Raw genomic sequence first — 1,695 nt, 5'->3', positions numbered from 1 at the left:
TGAGCACTGGATAACCGGAGTTGTAAAAAAGAAAGGATACGTAAAACCTCCCGATTTTAGATACACGGTTAAATTGGAAATCTACGATAACCACTCCAAGCGGGCTGATACGTTTACTCACAAAATGGCGATACCAGAAGGGATTATTCAGGGCGTTGCTAAATTATACGGCTATTACATTGATAAGATGATGTTAATTCCGGATAGAGCACTTTAAACCCAAGCCACGGACGGCTTAATTATCCACAAACTCATTGCATCACAGGCGAAATAACATACAATGTAATACAAACGTCATTACATGGGGTGATGCTATGAGCACAATTCAGATTAGGGTAGACGAAGAACTTAAAAAAAGTGCGTATCAGGCCTTTGAAAAAATGAACCTGTCTCCCTCCGAAGCCATGCGGCTCTTTCTACGCTATGTCGCAGAAAACGAGAAGCTGCCGTTTACAGAAGTCTCCGTGATAGTCTCAGAGCAGGATGAGGATGAAGATATTCTTGATGTCGTGCGGGCACGCTTAAAAAACCCCGTGAAACGCATCCGGGTCAATCTCGATGAAATTTAACATTGAGTTTGATGAGCGAGTTACTCGATAAACAGACACTCCAACCCACTTTGTGCGGTTTTTTAATTAGCACCAAACTTCAAATATACACCTCACTGAATTACGCACTCGACTAACAGGCCGGCTTTATAATATGCCACCTTATTTTAGTGCGTATTCATTTCGTCACAGGTTATTCAATAGAGATTAAAGCTTGACCCCAGTAATATTAACGGGCTAGTTAGCAGTAGGCTGAAATAACCTTTAACAAATAATAAAGTGAGGTGTTTATGTCTGACGTTAATAAGCTGGATAATAAACAATGCTCGTTTGATCCTGAACAATATAAAGTCAAAGTTGATGATACAGTTGCACCAGTTGGTTCATTTCCTTGGGCAATGATTCAAGTGTATTTAGGGAATTTGGTTTACCGTAGCGAATGGGATGTACCCCATCAATACTTAAAATTCATTCCAAAATCAACTGGTGGTGATGGAGAAAATATTCCACCTCAAATCTGGATGATAAATAAAGGCGAGGAACAACCTTGGAGTCCGAGCCAAGATGATTTAACATCGTGTGATTGGAGCTTATTGGAACTATCAGTGTTTGATATTACTTCAGCATACAGTAATAAGACTGTTTTTAGCAATGCCGAAATTTGGGGCTATATAGTAAGAAGCACATCACCTTTGGGTTCTTTAACTAACATTGTACGCAATAAAGATATTGCAGAAATTGAAGCGTTCTGTTGGGAGCGTTATCAAAAGAGCGACGACTCTTATGATTTTAATTTTATGTTGTTTTTTATGGCTAATAAAGATAAAGAAAGTGCACAAAGGTTGGATAATTTAATAGCAAACAAAACTCTTTATGTAATGGTCGATGGTGTAGCTTATAACCTTGGAACAAACCTGATAAATAATTCTGACGATTATGAGTACGAGATATATATTAAAGGCTCTGAAGCTCAGAAGTTAGGAACTATATTGATGCAGATGGCGGAGACAAAAAGTAAAAAACGTTTCTACTGCTATTGGCACTAATGTGTATTGACTCAAACTTGATCGGACAGTTACCTATTTTTGGGGTGTCACTGTGAGTTTAGATTTGAGCTAAATTCTTTTCAGCCCAAGCTCGTTTTCCA

General features: G+C 38.5%; 3 protein-coding genes. All 3 read left to right on the top strand.

Annotation, left to right across the window (positions count from 1 at the left end):
• Window positions 1-217, top strand: a 217-nt coding sequence (locus Xinn_RS22550; RefSeq protein WP_211286045.1) for a hypothetical protein, incomplete at its 5' end; no start/stop codon positions are given.
• A gap of 97 nt (window positions 218-314) precedes the next feature.
• A complete protein-coding gene (locus tag Xinn_RS20680; RefSeq protein ID WP_086953607.1) occupies window positions 315-569 on the top strand; it encodes a type II toxin-antitoxin system RelB/DinJ family antitoxin in 255 nt (84 codons plus the stop codon).
• Window positions 570-838: 269 nt separating this feature from the next.
• Window positions 839-1,594: a Thoeris anti-defense Tad2 family protein gene (locus Xinn_RS20675; protein WP_086953606.1), complete on the top strand. Its 756-nt coding sequence runs from the start codon at window positions 839-841 to the stop codon at window positions 1,592-1,594.
• Window positions 1,595-1,695: the final 101 nt, after the last annotated feature.

This window comes from Xenorhabdus innexi (genome assembly GCF_002632485.1).
Classification (GTDB): domain Bacteria; phylum Pseudomonadota; class Gammaproteobacteria; order Enterobacterales; family Enterobacteriaceae; genus Xenorhabdus; species Xenorhabdus innexi.
The sequence above is the reverse complement of the archived record's forward strand: the minus strand, read 5'-3'. Positions and strand labels throughout refer to the sequence as shown.